Raw genomic sequence first — 25,979 nt, forward strand, 5'->3', positions numbered from 1 at the left:
TAATAAAAAATCAATAGTTGTGGGACTATAGTAGGAAATTTGAACTAACTTTCATAGTAAAGTTTTGAAAAAAAAGCCGTTTATTTAAACGGCCTTATATTTTAAGGAAAAATTTCAGCTTGCATATAAAGCTTCCCATACCCTGAAACTTCAATACGTTCCTGATTCAAGACATTGCAATATAAAACGCCTCCACGGCTAGAAGCCTGATAAGCAATAATATTATTTTTAGCAAGTTTCTCTGCCCATAATGGCGCTATTGCCGTATGAATTGAGCCCGTAACTGGATCTTCTTCAATGCCCGCGACAGGTGCAAAATAACGCGATACACAATCATATTGTTGATCGGCTTTTGAGGTGATTGCAACATCCATCCCTGCAGTAGTAATCGCAGTCCGTTTACCCAAGGCTTTAAGTAAGTTCATGTCAGGCTGCTCATCTAACACGTCTTGCACTGATTCATATTCAACAATGTAGGCTTGAACATTTTGATAAACCGCTTTAAAAGGCTTTGTTAATGCTTGACGTAAAATAGCTGGATAATCTTCAACTTGATGAGCTTTGCGAATTGGAAAATCCATTCTGATTTTACCATCTTCATCTTGGTGAACCACAAAAAGACCTAAGTTTCGTACATGGAAATTAATGGTCTTTTTCTCGGTAAAATCTTTAAATAATACAAAAGCGCTGGCAAGCGTGGCATGCCCACAGAAATCAACTTCAACTGTTGGAGTGAACCAACGGATTTCATAGTTTTCAGAGTCTATAATTTTTACAAAAGCAGTTTCAGACAAATTATTTTCAAGTGCTATCTTCTGCATTAAATCTTCATCTAACCACTCTTTTTCAACAACGACAGCGGCCGGATTTCCACGAAATAACTCTTTTGTAAAAGCATCAACTTGATACATTTTCATGATAGTGCTCTCTTTTGTAATAGGCCTATTTTCGAAAATTATTTAAAAGAAAAACAGATACAGTTTTTTTAAAATTAACATCACAGTGGCAATTTATGCATATAAAAAAAACGGCTCATCCAGAATAGAGAGCCGTTTTTTTATTGATTTTTAATGATGTTGAGTTAACTCAATTTCATCTTCATTGTTTAATATTTCTTTATCAGTCTGACCCATCAATTGGCTCGTAACAACACCAGCAGTCATTGAACCATTTACGTTTAATGCAGTACGCCCCATATCAATGAGTGGCTCGATTGAAATAAGAAGTGCAACCAACGTTACAGGTAAACCCATTGCAGGAAGCACAATCAACGCAGCAAAAGTCGCACCACCACCTACTCCTGCAACCCCAATTGAACTTAAGGTCACAATACCGACTAACGATGCAATCCACATTGGGTCTAAGGTGTTAATACCCATAGTTGGCGCAACCATCACCGCGAGCATTGCTGGATATAAACCTGCACAACCATTTTGACCAATAGTCGCTCCAAAAGAAGCAGAGAAACTTGCAATAGATTCAGGCACACCCAAACGACGAGTTTGCGTCTCAATGCTCAGTGGAATACTTGCTGCACTTGAACGGCTAGTGAATGCGAACGTTAAAACTGGAGCAACTTTCTTAAAGAATTTAAGAGGAGAAACACCCGTCATAGTCAAAATAATGGCATGTACGACAAACATAATCGCCAAGCCTAAATAAGATGCAACCAAGAAACCGCCTAGATTTAAAATATCTGCGACGTTTGAACTTGCCACGACTTTTGTCATAAGCGCAAATACGCCATATGGTGTAAGAGTCATCACTAAGCGCACAAGCTTCATTACCCATGACTGCAACGTCTGAATTGCAGTCAGAATACGTTGACCTTTTTCTGCGTCGTCCTTCATTAGGTTAAGCGCTGCTATACCTAAAAAGACGGCGAAAATAACTACACTAATAATTGATGTTGGGTTTGCACCAGTCAATTCAGCAAATGGGTTACTTGGAATAAAGGAAAGAATAAACTGCGGCACACTTAAATCGGTAACTTTGCCTACATAGTCCGTATTAATGGCAGTTAAGCGTGCAGTTTCAGCAGCACCTTGCACCAAACCTTTTGCAGTTAAGCCAAACAGGTTGGTAACAAATACCCCTACCAGTGCAGCAATCAGCGTTGTAAAGAGTAAAGTACCGATCGTATAAAAACTGATTTTGCCTAAAGAAGATGCTTGGTGTAATTTTGCCACCGCTCCCAAAATAGACACAAATACCAAAGGCATCACGACCATTTGTAAAAGTTTTACATAGCCGTTTCCAACGATATTAAACCAGCTAATAGATTCAGCAAGAATCGGATGGCCACCGCCATAAATCAAATGTAGTCCTAAACCAAACACTACACCTAGAACTAAGCCAGCCAGAACTTTTTTCGATAAGCTCCAGTCCGTTTTACGTGTTTGGGCGAGTAAAAATATTAACCCGACAAAAACCACAATATTGATGATTAAGGGTATATTCATTCCCAAACTCCAAATTATTGCTTGTGTCATCTTTCAAGGGGGCATATTTGACCATAGCCAGCCTATATAAACTACCCTTTTCCACAATTTTATAGCATCAAGATGATTACAAACCTCTGTGAGAATATAAAATGACTTTTTCATACATATATATCACTTTTAATTTATAAATTAAGTTGGATATTTACGTATGAAAATCAATCACAACCTAAGCAACCTTTAATTCAAATTGTTGCTCAATAAAATGAATAAACTGCTTTAAATTGGTTCCCCATGTTTCGGGCGACTGGGCAACCAAGTAGGTAGTAAAATGAGCGGATTCAGTATTAAGTTCAAAACAACTTAATGACACTTTCTCGACTACTTTGTTTAGATATGACTTTGGCAATAAAGCAAAACCAACACCTAATTCCACACAGCTTACAATTCCGTCCAGACTGCCCATTTCCATAATTTGTGAAGGCGGGACACTGTGATCATTTAAAAATAACTCGATTGCATGACGATAAGAACAACCTTGTCGAAACGCAATAAATCGGGTCTTTGCAAGCTTGGCAACATCTGGAAAGTGAGTTTGCTGTTTCGGACAAACCAAAACCAATTGTTCTTGCCAAACAGGTAAACTATACAACTCTGGAATTAAATATTTAGAAGCAACAAAAGCACAATCAACCTCTCCTTGCTGCACAGCGCTTAACAAATATCGTGTCGGGTGAGTTTGCAACTCGATCGGCAAATTCGGATATTGCTGCATACATTGATTGAGTAATTGAGGTAACCGTATTGCTGCTGTCGTTTCCATACTACCCAAACGAATGGTTTCGTTCGGGTCAATATCACCCTCTTGAAAGATTTTTTTCGCTTTATTATGTAGCGCAATCATTTGAACAGCATAACTATGCAGCTGTTGTCCGGCATTCGTTAAGGTCACTGGGTTATTACGATTGAATAAAATAACCCCTAACTCTTCTTCAAGCTTTTTCACATGGCTCGTGATATTCGATTGAACCGTATACATTTTTTGTGCAGCCAAGGAAAAACTTCCACTCTCTGCAACAGCTAAAAAAAACTCTAGAGACTTAAGCAACATACCACTATCTCAAAATAAGATAATCACCATCATATTAAATCATTTTTAAAGATTTAAAAACTCGCTTTTAATAATAAAAAAATTGAGCGTCCTCTCATGTCTACGTTTTATCGAATGAGCTTAATTGTCTTTTTGGCAACTTGTTTGGGAATTGGTGTTTTTAGATTTTCCTATACTGCGCTTATGCCCATCATGATCGAGCAATACCAATGGACTCACGATTTTGCCAGTTACTTAGGGAGCGCAAATTTATTGGGATATCTCATTGGTGCCTTATTAACGCTCTTAAGTATTAAAGAAAAGTACATCTCACCCTTCATCGTACTTTCAGCTATAGCGGGCAGCCTTAGCCTACTCTGCTGTTCATTCATGGATATGCCTTTGGTGTGGTTCATTTTTTGGCGTACGATTTCAGGTATTGCTGGCGGCTTACTTATGATTTTGGCGCCTAGCTTTGCAATGAAATACACTCCCAACACGCAAAGATTAAAAGTTAATTTCTTAGGATTTAGCGGGATTGGTGTCGGCGTTTTATCCGCCACTATTATTATTCCTCTACTTAAAAATATGCCCGTACATTATGTTTGGAATATTTTCGCGGGTCTTTCTCTATTAGGAAGCTTAACTCTTTATCGATTATTAAGTCGTAATACTGCCCAGATTATTAAGCCGCAATCGACCACTATACAAGCCTTACAAAAATCACGTTTAGGCCTTGTCATTATTATTGCCTATATGTGTAGTGCCTTTGCATATATTCCACACTCTTTGTTTTGGATGGATTATTTATCTGGAACTCTGCATTTTCCGTTACAGCAAAGAAATTTATTTTGGGTTCTCTATGGAGTGGGAAGCTGCATTGGTGCACTTGTCGCTTATTGCTTAAGCAGACTAATCGGATATCTACAGGCCATTAAATGGTTATATGCCATTTACAGCTTAGCCGTTGTTTTGCCGTTCCTTTCACATACCGCATCTTTACTGGCCTTATCTTCGCTTCTGACAGGCTTACTGACTCCCGCAACCGTATTTATTAGTTCTTATAGTCTGCTACAGATTTATGAGCACCGTTATCAAAAGCTTTGGAGCCTTGCCACCATTGGCTTTGCCAGTACTCAACTTTTGGGTGGTGTTGTCATTAGTACTTTGCATCATTTGCATTGGTCTTATGCACATCTCTTTCTTTTGGGTGGAACCGTTCTTCTCTTTGCGGTTTGCCTTTTAATTCCCCTACGCCCTGCTTTCACCTCAACTTTCGGAGAAACCAAATCGTGAAAACTCTGCTCTTTCCTTTATTTCTAGTTGCTTTCGTTCTTATTATTCAAGCCCTAGACCAGAGTTATCAAAAGAAAACTGGCTTTATTAAAACTCCGAAACATCCCGAATTTATGCAATAAAAAAAGCCCTCAACCGAGGGCTTTTTAATAGAAGATTACTCTCCCATATGTTTGATAATTGCATCACCAAATTCAGAACAACGTAACAAGGTTGCACCCGGCATTAGGCGCTCAAAATCGTAAGTTACGGTTTTGGCAGCAATCGCTCCAGAAATTCCTTTAATGATCAGATCAGCTGCCTCTGTCCACCCCATATCACGCAGCATCATTTCCGCAGAAAGAATAATAGAACCAGGGTTTACTTTATCCTGACCTGCATATTTAGGTGCTGTGCCATGAGTTGCTTCATACACAGCAATAGCACCACCAATATTTGCACCTGGTGCAATACCAATACCTCCAACCTCTGCTGCCAAAGCATCAGAAATATAATCACCGTTTAAATTTAGCGTAGCAATCACAGAGTAATCGGCTGGACGCATGAGAATCTGCTGTAAAAACGCGTCTGCAATGACATCTTTAATAATGATGTCTTTACCCGTTCTAGGGTTTTTAATTTTAACCCATGGGCCACCATCAATTAGCTCTCCACCGAAACGATCTAGAGCCAATTCATAACCCCACTCTTTAAATGCGCCTTCGGTGTATTTCATAATATTACCCTTGTGAACGAGCGTCACAGAAGGCTTATCATTTTCAATTGCGAACTGAATGGCTTTACGGACTAAACGCTGTGTTCCTTCTTTTGAAACAGGTTTAATTCCAATACCACATCCTTCAGGGAAACGAATTTTTGTGACACCCATTTCTTCTTGAAGGAACTTAATGACTTTTTTTGCCTCTTCAGAATCAGCTTTCCATTCAATACCTGCATATATATCTTCCGAGTTCTCACGGAAAATCACCATATCAGTTAATTCTGGGTGTTGAACGGGTGAAGGAACGCCTTCAAACCAACGTACTGGTCGTACGCAAACATATAGATCTAGTTCTTGGCGCAATGCAACATTGAGTGAACGAATACCGCCACCTACTGGTGTGGTTAAAGGACCTTTGATTGATACAACAAACTCGCGAAGTGCTTCAAAAGTTTCTTCGGGCATATAGTTGCCATAAATTTTATTGGCTTTTTCGCCACAATACACTTCCATCCATTCGATCGAGCGTTTGCCACCGTAAGCTTTTAAAATAGCAGCATCTACGACTGCTTTCATGGTTGGCGTAATATCTACACCAATACCATCACCCTCAATGAAAGGAATAATTGGATGATTTGGTACGTTCAGTGATAGGTCTGCATTTACTTTGATTTTGTCGCCGTCGGCAGGAACCACGATCTTCTGATAACCCATTGTGTAGATTCTCCCTTTTATAATACTTAATTAACTAAAAATAATTCTCGATAAACAATACTTTCAACTTTTATTAACGCATAATAGCTTAATCGAATTTAATTCTTTTTGAGATTTATGTGGGAAATAAGCAAATTTCGCACTTAAATATAGCTCAATGTTTTCTCTAGTTATTTGAAAGAAGAAGCCATTTTTTATGAAAATTGTGATTCTCAACAAGCCATATGACGTTCTCTCCCAGTTTCGTAAAGACGAAGCGCACATGACCGTCTCTGACTTTGTTGATGACCCGACTTTGCGCTTGGCAGGCCGTCTTGATATGGACTCTGAGGGTTTAGTTTTTTTAACCGATCATGGTGGTCTGAATCAGTTCATTACCAACCCTGCAAATAAAAAATACAAAACGTATTTAGTTCAAGTTGATGGCGATGTAACCGAAGAAGCGCTTGAGCAACTTCGTAAAGGTGTAGAACTGAATGATGGTATGACACTTCCTGCCAAAGCCATTAAAGTCAGTGAACCTGAATGGTTATGGGAACGCAATCCACCCGTACGTTACCGTGCGAATATTCCAACTTCTTGGATCGAGATTTCAATTTGTGAAGGCCGTAACCGCCAAGTTCGTCGTATGACTTCTGCGGTAGGTTTTCCAACTTTACGTTTAATTCGTACTAAAATTGGCTCAATCGATTTAGTTCAACTTGGTTTAAGACCGGGTGATGTAAAAGAAATTGAACCATTACTCTACCCTGACTTTAAAGATGTACCAGCTGAACAACCTTATCGTTCACGTTCATATGTGAAAAAACCAGGCGGTACAGGCGGCAAACCAATGGTTCGCAAAAATAAAGATGGTTCTGCGAAAAAGTCTGGTACAAAACGTATTTGGCAAATGGATGAAAGCGAGAAACCACGTCGTAAGACCAATGGTACAACTCGTCCAAATACCAAAGCACCACGTGGTCGTGGCCGCAATGGTCGATAAGATTTAATCTTTTAAAAGCTCACATCAGTGGGCTTTTTTAATGTCTTTTATTTTAGGCAATAAAAAACCGGTGCATATGCACCGGCTCTTAAGCTAATTACTAACGAGTTAGTAATTAAGCCTCAACTGTTGCAAGAGCTGCATTAAATGTAGCACTTGGACGCATTACAGCATTTACTTTAGTTGGGTCGATAGCGTAGTAACCGCCGATGTCCGCTGGTTTACCTTGTACTTGAGCAAGTTCAGCAACAATCTTCTCTTCATTTTCAGCTAAAGCTTTAGCAAGAGGAGCAAATTTAGCTTTCAACTCAGCATCTTCGTTCTGAGCAGCAAGCGCTTCAGCCCAGTAAAGTGACAAGTAGAAGTGGCTGCCACGGTTATCGATTTCACCAGTACGACGTGATGGAGACTTGTCATTGTCAAGCAATTTACCAGTCGCTTCATCAAGTGTCTTCGCAAGTAACTTAGCACGAGCATTATTTTCTTTAATGCCCATTTCTTCTAAAGATACTGCAAGCGCAAGGAACTCACCAAGTGAATCCCAACGTAAGTGGTTTTCTTCAACAAGTTGTTGTACGTGTTTTGGCGCTGAACCACCTGCACCAGTTTCGTACATACCACCACCCGCCATTAGCGGAACGATAGACAACATTTTTGCAGAAGTACCAAGTTCCATAATTGGGAACAAGTCAGTTAAGTAGTCACGTAAGATGTTACCAGTCACAGAAATCGTGTCTAGGCCACGTACTACGCGCTCAAGTGTGTAACGCATTGCACGTACTTGAGACATGATTTGGATATCAAGACCAGTCGTGTCATGATCTTTTAAGTACTTTTGTACTTTCTTGATCAATTCATTTTCGTGTGGACGGTACGGGTCAAGCCAGAAGATTGCAGGCATGCCTGAGTTACGTGCACGAGTTACTGCAAGTTTAACCCAGTCACGAATCGGAGCATCTTTAACCTGACACATACGCCAGATATCGCCTTCTTCAACATTTTGAGTCAATAACACTTCACCAGTGTCAAGGTCGGTAATGTTTGCAATACCAGCTTCTGAAATCTCAAAAGTCTTATCGTGAGAACCGTATTCTTCAGCTTTTTGAGCCATCAAACCAACGTTTGGTACTGTACCCATAGTCTTCGGATCGAAGTTACCATGCCACTTACAGAAGTTGATCATTTCTTGGTAAATACGGGCAAATGTTGATTCTGGCATTACTGCTTTAGCATCGTATTGCTTACCATCAGCACCCCACATTTTACCACCAGCACGGATCATTGCTGGCATAGAAGCATCTACGATGATGTCGTTTGGAGAGTGGAAGTTTGTGATGCCTTTTGCCGAGTCAACCATTGCAAGTGCAGGACGGTGTTCTTGACAAGCATGTAAGTCTTCAATGATTTCTTCACGTAATGAAGTTGGAAGAGTTTCGATTTTCTCGTACAACCCAGCCATACCGTTATTAACGTTAATACCTAATTCGTCAAATAACTTACCGTGTTTTTCGAAAGCTTCTTTGTAGTAAATTTTCACACAGTGACCGAAAACGATCGGGTGTGAAACTTTCATCATTGTCGCTTTTACGTGTAAAGAGAATAAAATTCCCGCTTCTTTACAATCATCAAGTTCTTTTTCATAGAAATCACAAAGTGCTTTCTTGCTCATGAACATTGAATCAATGATTTCACCTTCTTGAAGCGCAACTTTTGGCTTAAGAACAATGCTCTTACCACTATTCGTGATAAGTTCCATTTTTACATTACGTGCGCGATCAAGTGTCATTGATTTTTCACCATGGTAGAAGTCACCTTCTTCCATATGTGAAACGTGAGTTTGTGACCACTGTTTCCACTCGCTCATTGAGTGAGGGTGTTTTTTCGCATAGTTTTTAACTGCTGCTGGAGCACGGCGGTCAGAGTTACCTTCACGAAGGACAGGGTTTACTGCTGAACCAAGGCACTTACCATAACGAGCTTTGATTGATTTTTCTTCTTCAGTCGTTGGATTTTCCGGATAATCAGGAATTGCGTAACCTTTTGATTGAAGCTCTTTGATACATGCAGTTAATTGCGCAACAGACGCACTAATGTTCGGGAGTTTGATAATGTTTGTATCTGGATCTTGTGTAAGACGACCTAGCTCTGCAAGGTTGTCGGATACCTTTTGCTCTTCACTTAGGTAATCAGCGAATTCTGCGAGCACACGTGCAGCTACAGAGATGTCACTTTTAATAATCTCGATGCCAGCTGGCTTGGTAAAGGTCTCAATGATCGGCAGTAGCGAATAGGTCGCCAATAATGGCGCCTCATCAGTCAGTGTGTAAATAATAGTTGACTTTTCACCAGCCATATATAGCCCCTTCCGTTTGATTGAGTGTTGAGGACCGAGCTTGTGGCCCAGTGCCTACGAACCGATATGCTTAAATAAAACCCTGAGAGTATCGGCTCTCATTGTCTTCCAGTCAACGAAATATCCAGTGATAACGACATTTCGCAGCGAAATAATACATAATTTAAATCTATTGATAATATTCCTATACCCAACTTTAAGTAATACATAATTCATCATTACTTTTTTAGGTACTGAATACGATTAAATTACATGAGATATCTTTCAGAGTTCTGACAATTATTATACTTTTCATTCAAAACAAACTCAAAGATAAAACGAATCTCATCGTTTAGTAGCACTTAAAAATAAAAAACCGACGTACAAAACATCGGTTTTTTATAAACTATTTATCTGTTATTTAAGCTTTTAACCATTTTTCAATTTTAGCTTGATCTTCAATAATAAGTTCAACTTCAGTTAAATCAGATGTAGCACACTCAACTTCAAAAGATAGTAACTCATCGCGACGGAAAGCATACACAGTATAAGTACCGCCCTGCTTTGCATACTTCTCGACAAGCTTAGTGGTCGCTTTTAAACCATCAATTGCAATAATTACATCATTGGCAGAAATACCTGCTTTAGCTGCTGCGCTATCACGGCGAGCACTTTGCACGAGTACACCTTCTGGCTTATCAACAAGTTTCAAACCAAGTGGCAAAGATTTGTCAGTTTTAACTCTATAACTTAAGCCAAACTCAGGGAACAATTGATCAAGTGGCAATTCATCAGTGGTATTAATCAAATGATTAATTTGTTCAATCCAGCTATCACCCGTCAGTTCTTTACATAAATCAAAAATGGTTCTTTCATTTACTTGCATACCATTTTGAGTATTTTCATATAACCGACGCATTAAAGCATCAAGACTAGAACCACGTAGACGTAAACCTAAATCCAGACATAACGCAACTAACGAACCTTTATTGTAGTAACTGGTGCCCGCATTATTCGAGTTTTCATCTTGACGATAAAATTTAATCCATGCGTCAAAACTTGACTCAGCAACTGTTTGAACAAAACGGCCCGGGTTTTGCAAATAACGGTCAATTTGTGCTTTGAGTAAATCAAGATAAGACTTCTGAGAAATTACGCCACTACGTAATAAAATCAGGTCATCGTAATATGAAGTAAAGCCTTCAAATATCCAAAGTAAAGAAGTATAGCCTTCTTGATGTAAATTATAGTTTGCAAAGTTTTCTGGGCGAATGAACTTGACTAACCATGAATGAAAATATTCATGACTACATAAGCCTAAAAAGCGTTGATAATCTTTAGAAGGTTCAGTTGGTTCATTCGATTTTGGCAAATCATCACGCGGTGTAATCAAACTTGTACTATTACAATGTTCTAACCCACCATAACTATTCCCTGTTGCCATCGTCATAAAGGTATAGTTTTTAAATGGTGCCGAACCGAACATATTTATTTCAGCTGCACAAATCTTTTCAATATCGGCTTTTAGGCGATCAATATTGGTATTGTGCGAGCCAGAAATTACGAACTCATGTTCAATGCCGTTCGTCTCAAAACTAAAGCGTGTTTGATCAGCCAATTCAAATGGACTATCAATCAGTTGATCGTAATGATCTGCTTTTAAAGTAAATCGACCTTTAACTAAGCTTTTTGAAGCTAAGCCTGTTGCTAACTGAAAATGCTTTAATTCATCCGGCAAGAAAACTTCGACTTCACAAGCAGACTGCTCCTGCCCCTCTAAAGCCAAACATACACACGCTGGATTAATATATAGACGAGTCTGGTCTACATAAGCACCACGGACAGACAAATCATATGCATACACATCATATTCAATCGTCATTAATTCGTGATCTGTATTAAATAAACGCCAGCGATTCTTGCTCGTTTTTTTAATGTCCAGCAGACGTCCAGCCTCATCATAAGCTTTAACGGATTCAATATGTTTTGAGAACTCTCGAATTAGATAACTACCTGGAATCCACGTTGGTAACCAAAGTTCCTGATTCGGGTTGGCTAAAAAACGAATTGTCACGTGAACAAGGTGTTGTTTGTAATCATCGAACTCAATTTGATAATGCAACATAAATTCTTCAATTTAAAAATAAGAACGGCTTCACATTAGATTATCACTTTTTTGTATCGTCTTGCGTAGATGTATTTTTTGGCAACAATTCACACTAGCCTTCCATGAAAAAAAGGCATAGCATGCTGTGCATCTGTGTCCCGTATTTGCCAGTGAAGTTAAGGTCATCCGTGAAATTTTTTCTATCTCTTTTTACCCTCTTTAGTATTTTTTGTACTACCCTAACCAATGCTGCATTACTCAATATTGCACCTGAAAGTGTTGAAGCTGCTGCATGGACTATTGTAGATACTCAATCGGGTCAAATCATTGCTGAACATAATAGCCATGTGCAACGTGCACCAGCATCTTTAACCAAAATGATGGTTGCATACATTGCCCTAAAAGAGATTAAAGCTGGAAAACTGAAAAAAGAAGAAATCATTACTGCAACTCCAGTGGTTAGTGTTGTGCAGTGGGATGAATCACAAATGTATCTTAAAGCTGGTGAACAAATTTCAGTTGATCAGTTATTGGCAGGTCTAATCGTGATGTCTGCTAATGATGCAGCCGTGACTTTAGCTGAAAAAATCTCTGGCGATGTTCCGCGCTTCGTGCAGCGTATGAATCAGGAAGCTCAAGCTTTGGGTATGAAAGATACTCATTTTAGTAATCCTGCCGGAATTACGATGCCTGATCATTTCACTACAGCACACGACCTTAGCTTATTAAGTCAGGCGTTAATTAAACAAACTCCTGAATATTTGCATTATTCAAAAATGCCAAGCTTTAGCTATAACCAACGCTTCCATCATGCGACAAACCTTGCGCTCAAATATGATCCATATGTAGATGGCCTTAAAACGGGATATACCAAAGCAGCAGGTTATAACTTGGCACTCACAGCTTCACGTCCTTCATTCTCATCTGACTTAACTCAAAGACGTTTATTAGTCATTGTTTTAGGTACACCGAGTGCTGTAAAACGCGCTGAGATTGCAGATAAATTAATGAATCTTGCTTACACCTATACACGTGATGAAGTGATTATTCCTGAGCAGAAATTAATTGCTGAACTACCTGTTGTAAAGTCGACTTTAAAAATGTTTAAGGTAGAAACAAAGCAACCGACAATTGTAACGACATCTTTATATGCAGACCCAACACCAATTGACCTAAATACTTTTGATAATGCAACTCAACGCGTTCAAGTACTTGATAGTAACCAACAACTCAAGGTGATTGCTCCACTTGAAACGACTCAAACACATGTAAACATTGAGCTCAATGAAAAACAACTAACTGCGCCATTAATGAAAGTCGTAAGTTTGGCAACAGTATCGATTTATCAAAATAATCAACTGATCCGTAGTCTTCAAATCGAAGATAACGTACATATTGAAGAAGCCAATATTTTCCAAAAAATCGCAATGTGGTTTTCTAGCCTCTTCTCTATTTTTTCATCAAGTGAACATAGTGCTGCAAAACTCTACCCTGTAGATTCGCACTAAAAACATCAAATTGTGCACAGACGCACAATAAATTTTATAAATAAAAGATGGCATAATTTAGCCATCTTTTTTTATAGAAAAATAATTAGGTGAAAAAATGACCCAAAATTTACATCATATTGTAATTGTTGGTGGTGGTGCTGGCGGCTTAGAACTGGCCACACAACTCGGTGAAACTTTTGGGAAAAACCGTAAAGCAAAGATTACATTGGTTGACCAAAACCTTACCCATATTTGGAAACCCTTGCTTCACGAAATTGCTGCTGGCTCTTTAAATCCCCACGAAGAACAAACTAACTATTTTGCGCACTCAGAAAAACATCATTACGAATTTGTACTCGGAACATTAGTTGGGGTTAATAAAGATAAAAAATTAATTGAACTAATGCCCCCTCAAGTGTCTAAGAATCAACAGAATCATTCGCAAGAGCTAAGTTATGACACACTTATTTTAGCGCTTGGTTCAGTATCAAATGACTTTAATACCACGGGAGTGCGTGAAAACTGCCATTTCCTTGATAGCAGAAAGCAAGCCGATATTTTCCAGCAAGATTTATTACATCTTTATATTGAAGCTCAGAATCAACCCAATCAACGAACTCTAAATATTGGAATTGTTGGTGCGGGAGCAACAGGTGTAGAGCTGGCAGCTGAGTTAATTGAAACAACTAAAAACTTTTATCGATATGGTTTAAAGAAGATTCATCCAAACCAAGTCAAAATCACATTGATTGAAGCTTCTGAACGTATTTTACCTGCTCTAAGCGATAAAACTGCTGAACACAGTGCTGGGCAACTCAAAAAAATGGGTGTTGAAATTTTAACTCAACACCGCGTTGAAAAAATTGATGAGCATTGCATCTACTTTAGCAATGGCAACCAACTTAAAAGTGATATTACCGTTTGGGCCGCAGGCGTAAAAGCACCAAAGGTATTAGAAAGTTTTACCGATTTTAAACGTGACAATATTAACCGCCTGATGGTCTATGCAACGTTGCAAACCTATTCTGATCCAAATGTATTTGCGTTTGGTGACTGTGCTCATTGCCAACTTGATGCAAGACATCCTCCACTTGGTCCCCGTGCTCAAGTTGCAAGCCAACAGGCCAGTTTCTTAGTCGATGCTATGGCTGCTCGACTAAATGGCCGATCACAGCCGATGTTTACATTTAACGACAAAGGTTCTCTCGTGTCTTTAAGTCGTCATAAAGCCGTTGGAGAATTACTTGGAGATGTAAGCGTGCAAGGCTATATTGCGAAAACAATGTATGTCTCTTTATATCGTTTACATCAAGCAACGATTCACGGATATACTCAGGCTGGACTACTCACAATGAAAGATTTACTTACAAGACGTGTACGTCCAAAAATTAAGCTGTATTAAGTTGAATTTTTTAAGTTCGTCCCTATTTATATAAAAACGCATCAGAAAAAGTGCCAAAGATTAAGATTTTGTAGTCTACAAAATTTATTTTTCACTTTATGATGTACGCTTCAATTGATTGAATGGATCAAAAACATGACTGCTATTGCAAATAACCACGTGGTTTCATTCCACTACAAATTAACAAACGCTGAGGGTGAAACACTTGATCAATCTCAAGGTGAACCACTTGCCTATTTGCACGGTGCAGGCAATATCATTCCTGGTTTAGAAAATGCATTAACAGGTAAAACTGTTGGTGAAAAATTCACTGTTAACGTTCCAGCTGCTGAAGGTTATGGCGAATACAACCCAGACCTAGTACAAGAAGTTCCAGCTCAAATGTTCCAAGGTGTTGAGAACATTCAACCTGGTATGCAATTCCAAGCTCAAACAGATGACGGCGTACAGATCGTTACTGTTAAAGCGGTTGAAGGCGACAACGTTGTTGTTGATGCTAACTTCCCACTTGCTGGTCAAGATTTAACTTTTGAAGTTGAAATCGTAGAAATCCGTGATGCTTCTCAAGAAGAATTAGATCACGGTCACGTACACGGTGCTGGTGGTCATCACCACTAATTCATCTTTAAAGATGATAAGAGCAAAGCTTCGGCTTTGCTTTTTTTATGTATTTATTTTTATATAATATTTTGATAATAATTCTTTAACTCACCTCACTCTATAAGGGCCAATTTTCATGTCAAACGTAAATCAGCTAATTTGGTTTCGTCAAGATTTGAGAGTTCGAGACCATGCTGCTTTATGGCATGCCTCTCAACAAGGGCCTTGTATTGGGTTAATTATTTTATCGCCTGAACAATGGAAAATGCATCACGATGCGCCTATAAAAATTAATTTCTATTTACGTCAACTTCAACAACTCAAAAAAGAACTAGAACAACTTAATATTCCCCTTATTATCCAAGTCATTCCTTACTGGAAAGATATCGCTGATTATATTGGTGAACTTTGCACTCAACTTAATATTGAAAATGTCTATTCAAATATAGAGATCGGCGTTAATGAATTAAAAAGAGATAAAACTGTACAAGATTTTTTAAATCAACAAGGTAAAGAGCTCTTTTTATTCCATGACCGTACGATTTTTCCTTTATGCTCTATTCGCAATCAGTCACAGCAGCCCTATCAGGTTTTCGGTGCATTCAAAAAAGCATGTTATTCAAAATTGGATCTCAGTGGTTTACCTCAATGCTATCCAATTCCTGAAAAGCAAAGTAGCTATCCAGCGTCTTTTTCAAAAATAAACAGCTTAACTCTAGAAGATATTGAAGCTTTTTTTGATCCTTCTGTTTCTAAAGAGCAACAAGACTTATGGCCAGCTGGAGAAAATTTTGCTCTAGAGCAGCTCGACATATTTATTAAAGATCATTTATCTGATTATAAATTAGAACGTGACTTTCCCAATGTAAGAGGAACTAGCCAACTTTCTCCCTATTTAAACATTGGGATTTTGTCTATCCGCCAGTGCCTGCAAGCTCTTTTTAGGGCTGAACATGGCAACTTTCATTTGACAAATGAAGGCCAGCAGACTTGGTTAGATGAACTTATTTGGCGAGAATTTTATCAACATATTTTATTTGATTTCCCCCATGTTTCTAAACATATTCCGTTTAAAAAAGTCACTCAGAAAATTAAGTGGAATCACAATCCAGAGCACCTAATTGCATGGCAAACGGGCCAGACAGGTATACCGATTATTGATGCTGGAATGCGTCAACTTTTAAAAACGGGATGGATGCATAATCGTGTTCGTATGATTACCGCTATGTTTTTATGTAAAAACTTACTCATCGATTGGCGAGTAGGTGAACAATGGTTTATGGAGCATTTAATCGATGGGGATTTAGCAGCAAATAATGGTGGCTGGCAATGGTGCGCTTCTACCGGAACTGATGCCGTACCTTACTTTAGAATTTTTAACCCTATTGCTCAATCAATGAAATTTGATCCAAATGGAGATTATATTCGTCAATGGGTTGAAGAATTAGCTCATCTAGATAATAAAGCCATTCATGAGCCCTACTCGACTAAAACGAATATTCAGTTAAATTATCCAAAACCAATTGTAGATTTAAAGAAAACTCGTCTTAAAGCAATTGAAACTTTCAAGAGTATTTAAATAAGAATTACGTCTTAAGTGTTTATTTTTAATTAAAAAATAATAACAGTATTTGACTATAGTGAGACTTTGTTCTACAAATAAACATAATAGATACTTAAAAAGGCCATAAACAACAACAACTTCGCAATGTCTCACATTTAGTAATAAATAAAAGTATAAAAAAATTAACATTACAATAAGGTAGCTATAGCTCACATGCAACAAAAGAACCCTGGAAGAACACTCGTCTTATGGATTATCGCAGCTCATCTATTTATGGGCATGGTGGCGTATGAGTGGTTGCCTGTAAGTTTTAGAGGAAGCTGGATTTTTATTCTCATTCTTTTAATTTCTGGAGCTTTTTTACAAGTTGGTGCATCCTTAATTGTGGGTTTACTCGCTTTTATCGGTGTTGCAGTATATTTTCTACTCGACTTAGGGGCTCAGACGCATATTGAACGTCAGCTTCTTTTACTTTTTATTATTCCCCTCATTCCTCTTTTTCTGAGTGCTGTTCGCCATAATATCGAAATTAACGTTCAAAAATACCGCGATATTCAAAGTTATGACCGTAATTATCGCCGTGATATTTTCCCGCTTAGCGCACTCAAATATTTTCAACGCAGTTTCTTTAAGCTTCTTGATCATCATCACATTCAAGACTATGAAGTCTTTGAAATTAGAATTCTCAACCGAAGCTTAATTAAAGAAATGTTAGGCGACGATGTGTGGAAAACCACGCAAAATGAGATGATCAAAATTTTGAGCCAACATCATCCACAAGAAATCGTTTTCCAGTTTGCTGATGATGATCTTGAAACTATATACAGCATTGTAATTCGCAAGCAAAAAACGGATGAAGAACCTGAATTTATTAAAAAGCTAAAAGAAATTATGACTTTGCGGCTTGAAGTCGAATATAAAGTTATTCAGATTCCACCTGAAGAGGAGATTACTTAATGTCTAATCTTCTTAATATTTGTGGAATTATTATTGCATCTAGTCAGTATCCTGATGCCACTTTACAGCAGTTCTATCGGCAATATTATCATTGTGAGATTAAAACGGAACAAACAAAAACAGAAGTTCAGAGTACTGATGATCTTTCAATGTTTTTTCCATATCAGGATACATGGTGGCCTATCTTTACAATTGACCAGATCAGCTCGGATAGCTTTCAACGACTTATTCATAAAGGGTTCAAGCCTGGCATTATATTGCCGGATGAAGTTTTTAGCTTTTCTCATTATTTCTTGCTCAAAGAAGCAGTCAGCCAAGGTGCGATTCCGATTGCACTTTATAAATCAGAGCAACCTCAATATTTTGCGGCTAAAGCCACATTTTCGACTGCAATTGGGTTGCGCCCAATGGCTGCTTTTGTCTCAACGGGATGGGATGAAAATTTAATTTCACAGACCGCTGGTAGTTATATTATTCAATTTAACCCTTCGCAGCTCCCGTTACCCTCTAGAGAAATTAAGCAAAAACAGCATTTATTTTATTCGGCTAAACGTTTTAACGGTCATATTTCTGGGTATGAAATTATTATTAATCCTCCTGCTGATCTACCCACAACAAATATTCGATATCCTCAACTTGGAATATCTTGGAAATTTAATAAGATTAATTACATAAGTACGCCAGAGTATGTAAAAACTAATTTCCTTGGATACATTTTTATCGGTTTAAGTACTGTTGTAGTTCCACTCGATCTAATTCTCACGAGTACCTACCCTGACCTCCTTGGTACGTTTGGCAGCTATATTTCATGGTTCTCTCTTGTAATCGGGTTGATTTTATTAGTCTTGCTCATCTCGTCTATTATCAGGAGGGTTAAATCAAATGGCTCCCATTGATATTCTCTTCTTATTTGGATTTTTAGGGATTTGGATTCCACAAGCATTTTGGGCGTGGTTAAGTTATCAAGCTTGGAAATATTCAAAAACAGCAGAAAAAGAGTTACAAAACCTTCCAATACCAGAGAGATGGCCTGTTTTGAGTGTCCTGATCCCTGCCTATAATGAAGAGGTTGTGATTGAAGATACTTTGCATGCAATTGCTCAACAAGATTACCCAGCCGAAGCATATGAAGTTTTACTTATTAATGATGGTTCAAAGGATAACACCTTAGAAATCGCCGAAAATTTGGCAAAAATTTATCCTTGCATAAAGATTGTTAATGTTCCTAAAGGAATGGGTGGTAAAGGTAAATCTAGAACGCTTAATAATGGCCTCCCCCGTGCTAGAGGCGAATTGATTGTTGTTTATGATGCAGATAGTACGCCTGAACCCGACTGTGTCCGCTTGCTAGCTCAAACTCTGCTTGCCGATAAAAAATTAGTAGCCGTTAATGGAAAAGTAAGAACACGTAATTGGCAAGATAGTATTTTGACCCGATTTATCGCAATTGAGTTCATCTTTTTCCAATGGATTTTCCAAGGCGGTCGTTGGCAACGTTTTGAATTATCAACATTGATGGGTACTAACTATGTGATTTGGCGTGATGCTTTAGAAACCTTAGGTGGTTTCGATGAAAAGTCATTGGTCGATGACACTGAAATGAGTTTTAGGATTTTTATCGGCCAAAAACGAATTAAATGGGTGCCCTATGCGATTGGTTGGCAGCAAGATCCTCCATCTCTGAGTGTGTTTGTTAAACAGCGTTCACGTTGGACCCAAGGTAATTTTTATGTGACTCGTAAATATTTACCCGTCGCATTAAGAACGCCTTTTCCTATCGGAATTGAAATTCTTAACAACATTATGTGCTACATACTTTTTGTACCCGCTTTATTCTGGAGTCATATCACCTTAACCCTTGGCATACTTGATATTGCGGGTATTTCAGTTCCAGGCCCATTCACAACTCTGTGGGGCCTTTCATTTTGCCTATATGTGGCACAAATGTGGTTTACGCTTTCACTCGAAAAAGTTAAACCAGAACTCTACTTTTATTCAGTTCTATCTTACGTAAGTTACTCACAAATATTTCTATTTATTGTTTTTAAAGCCGCATATGACATGCTTAAAAATAAAATACAGGGCAACTCCCTTCAATGGTACAAAACGGAACGTAGCAAGGAGAAAAAATAAATGAAAAAGACCTTTGATCTTTACAAAACAGCTCAAGTACTCCTTGCCAGCACCAGTCTTATGCTCGCCCTGTCTGCTCATGCATACATATGGAAACTCGACGATATTAGTACTTCTACTAAATACACAGTCGAGCCTCATTTTTTCTATATTGGCAAAGGTGCCCAGTGGCAAAATATTCAATTTTCAAGTGATTATTCCACTGAAAGTGATACAACTTTACTCGTAAAATATGATGATAAACTCATTTATAACACTACCCTAAGTGGGGACGGTCAATTCAAATTTGATATACCAGCAAGTCAGAGTGGCTTTCATCGTTTAGATTTTATTATTCAACAGTATGCTAAACCGACTACACTGAATCAAACCAAAGAAACATTCTGTACAGAAGATATTGATCACTTAACTTATTTAAGCAATTCCCAACTCGACTTTACGCCTATCCGTAATGTATACCGTTTAAAAGACTTACCAGATGCTTTAGCTAATCCACAAGCGAGACGGCCTACTCCGTTTGTTGGTATTTTAAAATATAACCGTAAAGAGATTATAGAAGCTTCTATGCTCGCTAGATTAGCAAGTTCATGGACTTCTATCACACCAATTGAATGGGTTGATTCAGGACAAACCAATTTAAATGATGAAACAAATTTCATTATTGAAGTGATTCGCTCAGCTACGCCACTCAAAGGAGGGGCTTTAGTACAAATTGCAAAACCAGCAGATGGAGTGGCTACTCTTTCAATTACTTATCACACACCACAACAACTCACTGCTGCCATAAATGGACTAATTAATCCCTCGTATGTAGAGCAACTTGATACAGGAAGTGCAATTTTCCCCACAACAATCTCCACCCCAACTTGGGCACAATTTAAAAAAATCAATACACTTGCCGATTTAGGCATTGAGGACTTCAGATTAAATCACGCTGAAAAAAACTTATTTCTTGATTTCCCAGCAGTATGGCAACCAACCGATATCTTGCAAGGACAAATCGCACTTCGTATTCAAAGTGGTTTATTACAAGGTTCCAATATTACAGCTTGGATTGATGGTGGACTTGCAGGAAGTATGAAAACGGCTGATCTGGCTTCCGATCCAGTAAACCGTCAGTTTAATATTTTTGCAAAAGCCATTTCTAATACGACAAATTTTAGTCTAAAGCTTGAAAACTCAGTGATTGCCAATTCCCAATGTTTACCTAACGCGCATGGTTCACTATGGATTGATACAGCCAAGTCTACTGTAAAGCTACCTCATAAACTCAAAAATGGTGTCGCCGCAATTTCAATGACTTTAGCAACGACTCCGACAATTGCGATTGATGATCAATCAGGTGCGTTAAATATCGCTATTGTATTAGGTCAAACCGCGAAAAAAATGCTTTTAACACAAGCACCAATGCCTCTCAACCTAGTCCGTTATTCACCGAGCGCGTCACAATCCGTAAATGTCCGCGTTAACAAAGATATTTATCAACAACAAGTACTAATGCATCAGGATATTATTTATGCTCCTGCTGCCCAAAATGGTTTTATTGTCAGTTATAACAATAACCGCTTTGATGTGATTACCGACTCACAAGGTGGCGCACAAGCTTTCATGCACCTTTGGGAAAAAATACAACATAAAATTCCAAACAACGTGACGAAAATGCTGGTTTCAGAAAATGGAAATATCTATGTTTTACAAAAACTCATTGTCGGAAATCAAAAGGCGCCTCTAGTCCAACAGTCTTCTTTCTTCTTACTAGTTGTGATTATCTCTGCAATTATGATAATAATTATCTTCTTGTGGTACTGGTTAAGACGAAATAATGAGAAAACAGATACCAATTAAAATAGCTGCTTTTATTATTTTAATTATATGTAGTGTCATTGGATATGCGGGGCTTTTCAAACATCAAGGTCAAGCCCCTCATATTGAAGGCATTTTCTGGCAACCTGACAATAACACGACTCCTCCAGAAGGAAATTGGCACTATTTAGGTGTTGATACATTTGTTCCCCAATGGTCTGTTGTTGAATCTAAATCTTGGTGGAAAGAATCAAATTTTCCTCAATGGGAAAAAGCTATTAATTTAGAAAAGATTAAACAAGAACCTTGGGCAAAAAATCTTATATTAGGCTTAGCCGGTGAATATAATGAACCTAAAGCTCGAGCTAATGTCATTGAGTTAGGCGAAAAATCTGCCCAAATTATAAAAGAACAAAAAACAGCATTTAAAGGTTATTACTTTCCGGTAGAAGCAGATCCAACTTGGCTACGAGTCAGTGCTCTAGGCCATGTGCTATCAAAACTTCCTTCACCAGTCTGGGTAAGTATTTATAGTGGCGAAACTGAGCCTGAAAATTATGATTTATGGGTTAAAAGCTGGCTACCTGACCATACTGGAGTTTTTTTCCAAGATGGCGTTGGTGTTGGCGTTCGATCGCCTAAACAGGCCAAACATATTTTAGACCAGCTTGAACATAAACTTGGAAAAGACAAAGTAATTATAGTATTAGAAGCTTTCAGAGTGAAAAAGAATGGGCAATTTAGAGCCGCATATCCTTGGGAAATTATTTCTCAGCTAAAAGCATATGAAGGTAAAACTGTTTATATTTTTGATGGTCCTCATTACATGAGCCGCTGGTGCGTTAATATTGTGAGCTTATGGTACCGCCTCACTTATGGTCATGCCAACAAAACCATAAATGAGACGAGATCCTTAAATCATAATTATGCCGATTCATAAGATTTAGCAATTTGATTGAGAATACGTTGAGCAGCTTGCCCATCGCCAAATGGGTTTTCCACATGCGCCATTTTTTCATAATGCTGTTGGTCGGTGAGTAACTTTTCAGCTTCTTCAATAATTTTTTGTTGATTTGTACCCACCAAAACGCCTGCTCCCACCTCAACAACTTCTGGTCGCTCGGTAGTGTCTCGCAAGATTAAAACTGGCTTATTAAATGATGGACTTTCTTCTTGTAAGCCTCCTGAATCCGTCAAAATAAAAGTAGATCGGTCTATCACTGCCAATAGACTTGGGTAGTCTAATGGTTTAACAAGATGAATTTGGGAATGGTCTTTAAACTTATCATGGACTACGTCATGGACGGCTGGGTTTAAATGTACAGGCCAAATGAAATGTAAATCAGGATGTGCTTGAGCTAAGTGCTCAACCGCATTGCAAATATTTTGAATTCCACCGCCAAAGTTTTCACGACGATGGGCAGTAATGAGTACTACTTTGTCATCTTGCTTTAATTGAATTCCATAAGGTTCAAGCTGGTTCTTCAAATCAGATTTTTCAGCAATTAATTTACGCCCTAAATACACAGCGTCAACAACTGTATTGCCTGTAACCGTAATGAGCTCTGGCGGAATTTGTTCATTGAGTAAATTTCTTTTTGATTGTTCAGTCGGGGCAAAATGCCATTTAGTAATACGTGACACTAACTGACGATTTCCCTCTTCTGGAAAAGGATGATCCAAATCATAAGAACGTAAACCAGCTTCGACATGTGCCACAGGAACTTTCATTGAAAATGCGACTAAGCCAGCTGCTAAAACAGTTGTTGTATCTCCCTGAATAACAATTGCATCTCTTTTTTGCCCATCAGTATATACATTCTCGATTTGGCTCAAACCGTGTATTAGTAGCTGATTTAAACTTTGTCCAGCATTCATAATTTTAAGACGGTGGTCAATTTCAACCCCAAAGAAATCTATCGCATCTCTTACTAGTTCGTCATGCTGTCCAGTAAAAATCACTTCAACTTGAAAGCGAGGGTCTTGTTTTGCCAATAAAATAACAGGGGCAAGTTTGATTAATTCAGGACGGGTTCCAAATACAATAGATATAAAAATTTTATTCACTTTAGAAATCCTTATAAAAAACGAGTTCTACTCGAGTATTGTTGTAATGATCTTTCGTATTTACTGGCACATCTTTAAAATAATTGCCATATAGTCGTTCAACACGTAATTTTATAGGTTGATAATTAAACGGCTGCCATGAAATGCCGGGGCCATATTCAAATAAATTATTGTAATACTCATCTTTACTGTCAGCTAAGGCATGCAATTTCATATAAGCCTGTACAGTTCCATTCTCGCCTTTATAGACATTCAAACCCGTACGTAATCGCAAGTCACCAATAACGTTATAATCTTCTCTAGAATAAGTTGCCGCATTACCATATAAATCAGTGAAGTAATCATTAAAGCAAAGTGAATGATTACAATTATTTTGAGAATACCATTCTTGATAACCTGTCACCCCACCGACAACACTTTCACGAAATTTATCTCTATTTCGATCAATCAGATCGTAACTTCCACCTACTTCTAAATACATGCGCACAGGTATAGAAGTCCAAGGTTGATAATTAGCACCTACACCTAGAGTTACTGCATTTTCATCAATAATTTCAGGTCGTACACCACCTTGAGATTGAGTATCGCGGTTTAGATTTAAAAAGCCATACACCTGCGCTCGACCATTATCGAAGTTCTTACCATAGCGAGCTTTAAGTGGGAAAATTACATCGTCGTAACGTGATTCATATGAAGGCGCAAAATACACATCACGGAAATAAGTTTTGACCTCTCCTCCACTCAGATTTTTTACAGCCTGTGTCGCTTTACTCGCAATATCAGCATCTTTAGATTGGGTAAGTTCCTTAAAAACCACCAAAGCCTCTTTGTTATTTTTTTGAGAATTCAATAGGTAGGCTTCTTGGAGTTTTAAATTATCATCTGCTGGATCTAATGCCTCTGCTTTTCTTAGACTTTGCAAAGCTGCATCTTGTTTCCCTAGTCGAATTTGTAAATAAGTTAAGCTTTTCCAAACTTTAATATCTTGTGGCGTCATCTCTCCAAGTTCTAATAATAACTTCTCGGCATTTTCAGGTTGAGTCTTTTCAATTTTATAAAATTGATCCCATTTATCATAAATTGGATTACCTGGTTTATATTCTTGATTAACAATCTCTTGTGCAAAACTAGTCTCAATACTTAAGAGGCCTAAAGCTGGACAGATCGAACCAACAACGATAAAGGAACGAGTTATAGATTTTATTGTTTTGCTATTCATTGGGACCTCTAGAGTAAAATAGGTAGAATGCTTGCGTAGCAATCAAATTAAAATTTAATCAATAAGTATTATAATTAAACCCATAAATGACACTGTTTATATAAGTAGATGAGTTCTTTAAATTGTTCATTTTATCTCCTTTAATATTATGTTTTAAAAAAGTTCTTATCTGTTTGTTTTTCCTATAATGACACATTTTTTAATCGTATTATTGTAAATAATCTTATAGGATAAGATAAAAATTTATAACTACAAATAGGGGAAAACATGTCCTTTTCTCAACATCCAGAACATCATTTTATTCACCGCTCAGGTTGGTTAAGGGCGGCCGTTTTAGGGGCAAATGATGGAATTATTTCTGTTACTAGTCTAATCATGGGAATGGCTGCAAGTGGGGCTCCTGCTCATACACTTCTTATTGCATGTATTGCTGGTTTAATTTCTGGTGCAACCTCTATGGCTGCAGGAGAATATATTTCAGTAAAATCACAAGAAGATATTGAAAAAGCCGACTTAAAATTTGAAGAACAAGAACTCAAAAAGCATCCGCAGCGTGAACTGGACGAGCTCACTCAAATTTATATATCCAGAGGCTTAGCACCTGACTTAGCTCTACAAGTTGCTACTGAACTTACAAATCATGATGCATTAGGGGCTCACGCGCGTGATGAAATTGGTATTCATGAAAATACCGCAGCAAATCCTATTCAAGCCGCATTAGCTTCAGCTGGCTCATTTTCATTTGGGGCATTGTTTCCTATGCTGGCTATTTTACTCAGTCCAGATATATGGATCGAAAAAACAGTCTTAATATTTGGCATTATTTCATTAGCCTTTTTAGGAGCGCTATCAAGTCATTTCGCAGGTACTTCCAAGCTTAAAGGGAGTCTACGCATTACCTTGTGGGGAATTTTAGCGATGGGCTTTTCAAGCTGGATCGGCTCTTTATTTCATGTTACTCCACTTTAAAAAATCAGAACTTATCAATGTTTAAGAACTAAATATTTAAAAACTAAATGCCCAATATTATTTGCTCTTGGTTCGGTTTTCACGCTATGGTGAATAGAAAGAAATGAGGT

At 38.0% G+C, this 25,979-nt stretch carries 21 protein-coding genes; 13 read left to right on the forward strand and 8 right to left on the reverse strand.

Translation table 11 applies throughout. From position 1 onward, the window contains the following. Positions 1 to 101: 101 nt before the first annotated feature. From RMA94_RS18615 to RMA94_RS18625, 3 genes are all read right to left on the reverse strand, one after another. A complete protein-coding gene (locus tag RMA94_RS18615; RefSeq protein WP_069035795.1) occupies positions 102 to 917 on the reverse strand; it encodes a PhzF family phenazine biosynthesis protein in 816 nt (271 codons plus the stop codon). Positions 918 to 1,067: 150 nt separating this feature from the next. Next, complete coding sequence (locus tag RMA94_RS18620; protein WP_017480601.1) at positions 1,068 to 2,462, reverse strand: L-cystine transporter; 1,395 nt, start codon at positions 2,460 to 2,462, stop codon at positions 1,068 to 1,070. A gap of 208 nt (positions 2,463 to 2,670) precedes the next feature. Further along, positions 2,671 to 3,552: a LysR family transcriptional regulator gene (locus RMA94_RS18625; protein ID WP_002118709.1), complete on the reverse strand. Its 882-nt coding sequence runs from the start codon at positions 3,550 to 3,552 to the stop codon at positions 2,671 to 2,673. 96 nt (positions 3,553 to 3,648) lie between these two features. On the opposite strand from RMA94_RS18625, the gene RMA94_RS18630 reads away from it, so the two are divergent. Further along, positions 3,649 to 4,827, forward strand: coding sequence for a YbfB/YjiJ family MFS transporter (locus RMA94_RS18630; protein WP_198912085.1), 1,179 nt, complete (start codon positions 3,649 to 3,651; stop codon positions 4,825 to 4,827). Beyond that, the gene (locus RMA94_RS18635) at positions 4,824 to 4,949 is read left to right on the forward strand and encodes a hypothetical protein (protein ID WP_075383506.1); all 126 of its coding nucleotides are present in this window, start codon (positions 4,824 to 4,826) and stop codon (positions 4,947 to 4,949) included. The genes RMA94_RS18630 and RMA94_RS18635 overlap by 4 nt, the downstream gene beginning before the upstream one ends. A 35-nt stretch (positions 4,950 to 4,984) precedes the next feature. Here RMA94_RS18635 and icd read toward each other — a convergent pair whose 3' ends face one another. Continuing rightward, positions 4,985 to 6,241: an NADP-dependent isocitrate dehydrogenase gene (gene icd / locus RMA94_RS18640; protein WP_005067916.1), complete on the reverse strand. Its 1,257-nt coding sequence runs from the start codon at positions 6,239 to 6,241 to the stop codon at positions 4,985 to 4,987. Between the two features lie 196 nt (positions 6,242 to 6,437). Here icd and RMA94_RS18645 point away from each other — a divergent pair, with 196 nt between their 5' ends. After that, complete coding sequence (locus tag RMA94_RS18645) at positions 6,438 to 7,226, forward strand: rRNA large subunit pseudouridine synthase E (RefSeq protein ID WP_005067912.1); 789 nt, start codon at positions 6,438 to 6,440, stop codon at positions 7,224 to 7,226. Positions 7,227 to 7,341: 115 nt separating this feature from the next. Here RMA94_RS18645 and RMA94_RS18650 read toward each other — a convergent pair whose 3' ends face one another. Next, the gene (locus RMA94_RS18650; protein ID WP_002118624.1) at positions 7,342 to 9,579 is read right to left on the reverse strand and encodes an NADP-dependent isocitrate dehydrogenase; all 2,238 of its coding nucleotides are present in this window, start codon (positions 9,577 to 9,579) and stop codon (positions 7,342 to 7,344) included. A gap of 400 nt (positions 9,580 to 9,979) precedes the next feature. Next, positions 9,980 to 11,683, reverse strand: coding sequence for a M61 family metallopeptidase (locus RMA94_RS18655; protein WP_161282514.1), 1,704 nt, complete (start codon positions 11,681 to 11,683; stop codon positions 9,980 to 9,982). 170 nt (positions 11,684 to 11,853) lie between these two features. On the opposite strand from RMA94_RS18655, the gene RMA94_RS18660 reads away from it, so the two are divergent. The 9 genes from RMA94_RS18660 (at position 11,854) to RMA94_RS18700 (ending at position 22,554) form a co-directional block, all read left to right on the forward strand. Then, on the forward strand, positions 11,854 to 13,173 hold the full coding sequence (locus RMA94_RS18660; RefSeq protein ID WP_069035789.1) for a D-alanyl-D-alanine carboxypeptidase PBP6B: 1,320 nt from the start codon (positions 11,854 to 11,856) through the stop codon (positions 13,171 to 13,173). Positions 13,174 to 13,270: 97 nt separating this feature from the next. Further along, entirely contained in the window at positions 13,271 to 14,557 is a 1,287-nt protein-coding gene (locus RMA94_RS18665) for an NAD(P)/FAD-dependent oxidoreductase (RefSeq protein WP_161282515.1), read from the forward strand. Positions 14,558 to 14,692: 135 nt separating this feature from the next. After that, complete coding sequence (locus RMA94_RS18670; protein ID WP_002118581.1) at positions 14,693 to 15,175, forward strand: peptidylprolyl isomerase; 483 nt, start codon at positions 14,693 to 14,695, stop codon at positions 15,173 to 15,175. A 118-nt stretch (positions 15,176 to 15,293) separates the two neighbouring features. Then, positions 15,294 to 16,736 carry a deoxyribodipyrimidine photo-lyase gene (gene phrB, locus RMA94_RS18675; protein ID WP_311083981.1) on the forward strand — a complete coding sequence of 481 codons (1,443 nt, stop codon included), beginning with the start codon at positions 15,294 to 15,296 and terminating at the stop codon, positions 16,734 to 16,736. 198 nt (positions 16,737 to 16,934) lie between these two features. Continuing rightward, the gene (locus tag RMA94_RS18680) at positions 16,935 to 17,678 is read left to right on the forward strand and encodes a hypothetical protein (RefSeq protein WP_002118735.1); all 744 of its coding nucleotides are present in this window, start codon (positions 16,935 to 16,937) and stop codon (positions 17,676 to 17,678) included. After that, positions 17,678 to 18,574: a hypothetical protein gene (locus RMA94_RS18685; protein WP_069035786.1), complete on the forward strand. Its 897-nt coding sequence runs from the start codon at positions 17,678 to 17,680 to the stop codon at positions 18,572 to 18,574. Before RMA94_RS18680 ends, RMA94_RS18685 begins: the two co-directional genes overlap by 1 nt. Beyond that, complete coding sequence (locus RMA94_RS18690) at positions 18,561 to 19,811, forward strand: glycosyltransferase (protein WP_311083982.1); 1,251 nt, start codon at positions 18,561 to 18,563, stop codon at positions 19,809 to 19,811. Before RMA94_RS18685 ends, RMA94_RS18690 begins: the two co-directional genes overlap by 14 nt. Beyond that, positions 19,812 to 21,656 (forward strand): hypothetical protein, encoded by a 1,845-nt coding sequence (locus tag RMA94_RS18695; RefSeq protein ID WP_311083983.1) that lies wholly within the window; start codon positions 19,812 to 19,814, stop codon positions 21,654 to 21,656. Next, on the forward strand, positions 21,634 to 22,554 hold the full coding sequence (locus RMA94_RS18700; protein WP_005073204.1) for a hypothetical protein: 921 nt from the start codon (positions 21,634 to 21,636) through the stop codon (positions 22,552 to 22,554). Before RMA94_RS18695 ends, RMA94_RS18700 begins: the two co-directional genes overlap by 23 nt. On the opposite strand, the gene wecB is transcribed toward RMA94_RS18700, so the two are convergent. Both wecB and RMA94_RS18710 read right to left on the reverse strand, forming a co-directional pair. Then, a complete protein-coding gene (gene wecB / locus RMA94_RS18705; protein ID WP_032004455.1) occupies positions 22,539 to 23,681 on the reverse strand; it encodes a non-hydrolyzing UDP-N-acetylglucosamine 2-epimerase in 1,143 nt (380 codons plus the stop codon). The genes RMA94_RS18700 and wecB overlap by 16 nt on opposite strands. Position 23,682: 1 nt before the next feature. Further along, positions 23,683 to 24,900: a hypothetical protein gene (locus RMA94_RS18710; RefSeq protein ID WP_311083984.1), complete on the reverse strand. Its 1,218-nt coding sequence runs from the start codon at positions 24,898 to 24,900 to the stop codon at positions 23,683 to 23,685. 267 nt (positions 24,901 to 25,167) lie between these two features. On the opposite strand from RMA94_RS18710, the gene RMA94_RS18715 reads away from it, so the two are divergent. After that, positions 25,168 to 25,869, forward strand: a complete 702-nt coding sequence (locus RMA94_RS18715; protein WP_311083985.1) for a VIT family protein — start codon at positions 25,168 to 25,170, stop codon at positions 25,867 to 25,869. The last annotated feature ends 110 nt before the right edge of the window (positions 25,870 to 25,979 follow it).

The sequence above is a fragment of the Acinetobacter sp. V115_6 genome (assembly GCF_031799025.1).
Classification (GTDB): Bacteria; Pseudomonadota; Gammaproteobacteria; order Pseudomonadales; family Moraxellaceae; genus Acinetobacter; species Acinetobacter pittii.